The organism is Parasedimentitalea denitrificans (genome assembly GCF_011813015.1).
GTDB classification, from domain to species: domain Bacteria; phylum Pseudomonadota; class Alphaproteobacteria; order Rhodobacterales; family Rhodobacteraceae; genus Parasedimentitalea; species Parasedimentitalea denitrificans.
This window is the reverse complement of the sequence record NZ_QHLQ01000050.1, coordinates 1-5,720: the sequence shown is the minus strand read 5'-3', so window position 1 is coordinate 5,720 and position 5,720 is coordinate 1. Positions and strand designations below refer to the sequence as shown.

Genomic DNA, 5,720 nt, shown 5'->3' with positions numbered 1-5,720 from the left:
CTTTCTCATCGTCCACTCCTCAGTGGTTACTGATGAGCAACAAACCCTCTCTTAGCAAATACCGCTATTTGGACCCATAAGCGCTGACGTCAGACAGTCCAGGCTCTTTCCGGATCAATGTTGATAACGGCCTTTGGGCGGACTTCGCGACACCGGACAGAGGCGGCGACCCGATCAGCTTGTTCGCCTATCTCAATGGCCTCTCCCAGAAACAGGCCGCGTTGGAACTGAAACGGCAATTGGGGGTGAGCGCATGAAACACGAATTTTTCTCCTTGGCGCATCCGACCAAGGGCGTTGCGTCCCAACAATTCATTTACCGGGATGCGGCAGGTAATTCGGTACTTATCGCGAACAGATACAATCTGCCCGACGGGGGGAAATACTTCCTCCCCTACGATGTGGCGCAGGGGAAATGGAAGGCGCTGGACCTGCGCCCAATCTACAACCTGGACAAAGTCGTGAGCGCTGCCCCTTCGACCCCAATCATCTTGGTTGAAGGCGAGAAATGCGCCGACGCGCTGACCTCGCTTGGATACCTGGCAACAACCACATTCGGTGGCAGCAATGGCTGGAAGAAAGCTGACCTCTCTCCCCTACACGGGCGCCGCGTATACGCGTGGGGAGACCAAGACGAAGCAGGACAGAAATACATCCTTGATCTGGCCCATACCCTAGCGCCCTACCCTACCCCTACGCCGGGTAGGGTAGGGAATTCCGAGGTCTGCCCAATCCCAATCTCCGCATCTACCCTACACGAGATCACCGGGACACAGATCGACCTGGTGAAAGGTTGGGATGTAGTCGATTTCTTGGAGCTGGGTTTTGGGCGGACAGAAATAGACGCCCTTCTGGAATTGGCGGCACCCAAAGACTTCGACGGTGGACAGGTAAATATCTCCCCATCGCAGAAACAGGTAGCTGCCCCTCCGAACGTCCTCGATGGAATGGAGCTTTGGAGAACCCCGCAGGATGAGACTTATGCGACGCTGCGAAGGGACGGCCATTTTGAACATTGGTCGACGGAATCCAGGACTTTTCGAAGACACTTAGCGCATGCGCATTTCCAGACCGAGGGAAAGGCCCCATCGGCGACGACCCTAGAAGATCAGCGGCGAATGCTGGAGGGAGAAGCGTTGTTTGGGGGTGAAACACACCCCGTCTTCGCGCGGATCGCCGCTATTGGTCGAACGATCTATCTCGACCTAGGAGATGAGAATTGGCAAGCTGTCGCAATTACTGCAGAGGGCTGGCAGGTGGTCACCCATCCTATGGCCCGGTTTCGACGGTCACCATCTATAGATGCGCTCCCAGTGCCAGAACGGCACAGCGGCGGCATCGACCTTCTGCGCCCCTTTCTCAATGTCAAAGATGACGATGATTTCCGGATGCTGGTGGCTTGGGTGGTCGGTTGTTTCCATCCCAAAGGCCCCTACCCCATCCTGATCCTATCGGGTGAACAGGGCAGCGCCAAAAGCACGACCGCACAGATCTTGCGCAGCCTGATTGATCCAGCCAACCCCAGCACCCGCAGCACGCCCTCGACCGAACAGGATTTGGTGATCGCAGCAAAGCACAACCATGTTTTGTCTTTCGACAATCTATCGAACATCCGCCCGATGATGGCAGATGCTTTTTGCCGGATCGCCACTGGTGGTGGCTTTGGCACCAGGAAACTGCATACGGACACAGACGAAGTCTTGTTCAACGCGACCCGACCCTGTCTGCTGAACGGCATACCCGATCTGGCTGCACGCCCTGACTTGGCCGACCGCTCAATTGGTATCACCCTGCCGGTAATATCATCACGTGAACGGCGAACACTTGGTAGTTTCAACCGCGATTTCGCCAAAGCGGCCCCCTTCATTCTTGGAGCACTTCTGGATGCCGTTTCCTGCGCCCTAGCCCGAATTGACTCTGTGAGCCTCTCAGAAGCCCCCTGAATGGCGGACTTCGCAAAATGGGTGGTAGCGGCCGCACCGGCTTTAGGATGGCCTGAGGGGGCGCCTATGGACTCCTACGCGGCAAATCGAGAGACCAGCGACCAATCTGCAATCGAAAACAACCCGGTAGCCCTGGCAATCTTGCGCTTCACGGACGCTCAGAAGCACTGGGAAGGCACTGCGACCGATCTCAAGCCAACCCTACGCCACCGCTTTCCAGCACTCACGGATGACCCATACGGCTTTCCACGGCAGGAAAACAAACTCAGCGCCGCGCTTCGTCGTGTGCAACCTCCCCTTCGCAGGCGGGGCATTGCCCTCAGCTTTGAACGTCGCGGAAAATCAGGAGAGCGGCTTATTCAGATCACAAGCGTTTAGTTTATCGTCAGCATCGTCAGCCAAGCACGGGATCTCAGTCGGCTGACGATGCTGACGATGCTGACGATAGAATTCGGGGTACCGTTATGTTCCGGCCATGGCTGACCTTCGTTTGGATCACAGCTAATGGTAGGAACGAGCCCATTGGGGTCAATGCTGCGGCCGCAGAAATTTGTCAGTGAGGGCGGAAAGAAGACTTTCGCTGCTGTTTGAACCAAGGTCAGCAATGCGCTGATCGCATATTTTGTACATTTTAAAAAATCCGATTACAATCAATCACCGATTGCCTCCGAGACGACCACTTGTGTGCTCAGATTATGGATACGATCGATGTGCGGCTAACCAGATTTGGTGTTTGAAGTCACGCCTTCAGTAACAGCCCAGAAAAACTGGTTCTTTCCACTGTTTTTGGCTTCGTACATCGCTTCGTCAGCTGCCCGCACTAAGTTGCGTGCGACGGTGCCATCCTTCGGAAAGCGCGCTAAGCCAACGCTAAGGCTGATACGAAACTCGTTGTTGGGTACAGCAAAAGAACTTTGACAGGATTCAAGTATTTTTTGGGCATAACGTTCGCAGTCATCAGTGGTATCGCATTCTGGCAGAACAAACAAAAATTCATCACCACCCAAGCGACCAACGATATCACGTCCCTGCAAAAGGTTCTGGAAGCGGTTACTGAGCTCCATCAAAACCTGGTCACCGACATCATGACCCAGTGTGTCGTTGACCGCTTTAAAGCCATCCAAATCTGCAAGCATTATCGCAAACGGGGTTTTTCTCTCGGTGAATTCCCGGATCGTTTCTGCGAGAAAACTGATTGCAAAACCGCGGTTGGGAAGCCCCGTCAAGCTATCATGCTGAGACATGTGGCTTAGTTCCTTTTGAAGCCTGTCACGTTCAACGGCAAAGGCCTTGAACTCCGTCAACGCGCTTGCCATCTGCCCAATTTCATCTTTGCGCGTCACGACGGGCACATTGACTCCTAAATCGTTCATAGCGAGGCGTTTCATCACATTGGTCATCGTAACGATTGGTTGGGATAAATCCGTTGCGAGATAAAATCCAATTGTCGCAATTGCGGTGGCGATGGCGATTCCGCTAATGGAAAGATAGACATTCATCTGCTTGACTGGCGAAAGTACTTCCTGTTCGTCCATTTCCGCCAAGATCACCCAAGTTATTCCCAAAATGTCGATGGGTGCGTAGGCGGATAGCACTGGTACTCCTCGGTAGTCGTCGACTAACTGTACGCCATCAAAACCAGTCAAAGCCTGGGCAACGGACACTGTGTCGACTGACTTACTAAGCAGACTGTTGCCAAGAAACCGTGAGTCACTTCGCATCATGGTATCAGGTCCGACCAAATAGGTCTCGCCGGTTTCTCCCATGCCAGCTGTGACTTGCATAATCGCATTGATCGGCTCAATTGAGATCTGAAATGCTAAGAGACCAAGTAATTTGGCCTCTGCGTCAAAGACCGGAGCTGCGACGAAACCTGCGATTTTCCGGTCACTCGGCGTATAGGACACAAAATCGGAGAACCCTGTTTTAATCCATCGTTGTCCAAGCCTGCCACCTGAATGAACCAGTTGATCAAATAGATTTCCAAGCGCTGCAGTATCTGGATTAGTCGTTACGTTAGTTGCAAAATCGCTTTCTTTCAGAGCCGAATACACGATGTCGCCTTTTGCCGAGATGAGAAAACTGTCGTAGTAATTTGTTGTGTGTATCAAGCTCAAAAATGATGAATGAAAACGTCGATGGACCTCGCTGTATACCGAGCCATCTTCAGCAGCTAGCAGACTGAATTCCTGCCCTATCGTAATTGGGTCACGGTCGACATAATGGGTTTTAAGATAATGTTGTTTATTTTCGCCAAGGGTGTCCCATGCGGCTGAAAACTCCTTAAGAGCCCGGGTCACCAAATCACTTTGCACATGAAACAACAGGTCATTTTCAATGTCGCCAAAGTGGCGCCGAAGAGAAGCGGCACGTGATTCCAGCAAGGATATTAGCTTGTTACTCACCGCTCCTTCGATCGCCGAAGTAGCCTGGCGATACGCCACCCCCCCTGTCACAATTGCAGACAACAAGGCAAAACATATCATAACTAACGGAAATTTATAGTGTATCTTAAGATCACGTAGCAAGCGAACACCTCATTATCGTCGCTTTGGAGTGCCACACTTATCAACTAGGCGGATCGCTCTTATGTTCAAGCGTGTCTAAGTGATCGGTCCGCTTGGAGCTTGACCTGCTATTAGACTTTTCCCTTACTAACGATGGCTCTGGGCCGTTCGCCATACGCGAAGGTTGGTTTGACACTATAGACGTTATGTCTGCACCGAGCCGCTGGGTTTGGCTTCAGCAAACAAATTGGAAATATGGGTTAAACATGGTTTAAGCGGGTCAAGCCAGAAAGGATCCATCGCATCAATAAGCTCGCCCCACAAACGCCATCTATCGCGCATCAAGACGTGGTCAAAAACACGCGTCGATGGCTTGATCAAATGGTCGTAGGATTAAATCTTTGCCCATTTTCCTCGAGCGTCATAACCCGAGACCAAGTCCGTTACGCTATTTGTGATGCCACCACCGATGCGGACCTAAAGCAGTTCTTTGTGGATGAATTGCAGCACTTGCTCGGGGCCAACGAAAATGACGTTGCCACGAGCTTGCTCATGTTTACCCAAGGAGTGGAAGACTTCGATGATTACCTCGATTTGCTCGAATGGTTTCAGCAGCTGTTGGAGAAAGCAGAACTGATAGAGCACGTTCAATTAGCCTCATTTCATCCTCAATATCAATTTGAGGGTGTGGCTGTAGACGATCTTAGCCACTTTACCAATCGCTCCCCCTATCCAACCATACATCTTCTGCGTCAGGAGCAGATGACCAAAGTACTCGCTCACGTTTCGGACCCCGAGAAAATTTATTTGGACAACATAAAATCACTGAATGACCTTGGTCGCCGACAAGTGGAAGCTCTCTGCCCCTGGGGGAAATAAACTATCTGCATTGGCTCTTAACAACGTACATCTTCAGGTTTTCCGGGTCCAAGCATTGCCAAAACTAAGAGAGCGTTTTGGCTCGTCTGGTTCGTGGCATTGCTATGGTCTAACCTTGTGAAAAGAGGCAGCATTGCCTGAGAGGCAGATTTTGGACGATCCAAAATGCCGAGCCGATGCTCTAATGTCTGGTTTGGGGAAGCTGCATCGCAGCCATTTTTGGATCGATAAAGGGCGGCATTGGGCCGTTCGTTCCAGGAATCGCTCAACGCGACCTGTCTCCACGTTACTGTTCTTTGCTGCACGGCGTAGCACCACTGTAGCACCGGTCGGGATAACCCCAACGCAAACGTCCACCCGGAGGTGGCGTTAAGCATCTGTGTTTGTGGTAT

At 51.9% G+C, this 5,720-nt stretch carries 4 protein-coding genes; 3 read left to right on the top strand and 1 reads right to left on the bottom strand.

Annotated features, from left to right (window positions below; translation table 11 throughout):
* Positions 1 to 253: 253 nt before the first annotated feature.
* Positions 254 to 1,942, top strand: a complete 1,689-nt coding sequence (locus tag DL239_RS21105) for an AICE element replication initiation protein (RefSeq protein WP_167686071.1) — start codon at positions 254 to 256, stop codon at positions 1,940 to 1,942.
* Positions 1,943 to 2,008: 66 nt separating this feature from the next.
* The gene (locus DL239_RS21100) at positions 2,009 to 2,320 is read left to right on the top strand and encodes an AICE-type RepA C-terminal domain-containing protein (RefSeq protein WP_167686070.1); all 312 of its coding nucleotides are present in this window, start codon (positions 2,009 to 2,011) and stop codon (positions 2,318 to 2,320) included.
* Positions 2,321 to 2,658: 338 nt separating this feature from the next.
* Here DL239_RS21100 and DL239_RS21095 read toward each other — a convergent pair whose 3' ends face one another.
* A complete protein-coding gene (locus DL239_RS21095) occupies positions 2,659 to 4,470 on the bottom strand; it encodes a diguanylate cyclase domain-containing protein (protein ID WP_167686069.1) in 1,812 nt (603 codons plus the stop codon).
* 327 nt (positions 4,471 to 4,797) lie between these two features.
* On the opposite strand from DL239_RS21095, the gene DL239_RS21090 reads away from it, so the two are divergent.
* Positions 4,798 to 5,328, top strand: coding sequence for a DUF1415 domain-containing protein (locus DL239_RS21090; protein WP_369410607.1), 531 nt, complete (start codon positions 4,798 to 4,800; stop codon positions 5,326 to 5,328).
* Positions 5,329 to 5,720: the final 392 nt, after the last annotated feature.

Excerpts from the sequence above, each read along its gene's own strand:
- DL239_RS21105 (WP_167686071.1), top strand. The coding sequence starts at position 254 with ATGAAACACGAATTTTTCTCCTTGGCGCATCCGACCAAGGGCGTTGCG.
- DL239_RS21100 (WP_167686070.1), top strand. The coding sequence starts at position 2,009 with ATGGACTCCTACGCGGCAAATCGAGAGACCAGCGACCAATCTGCAATC.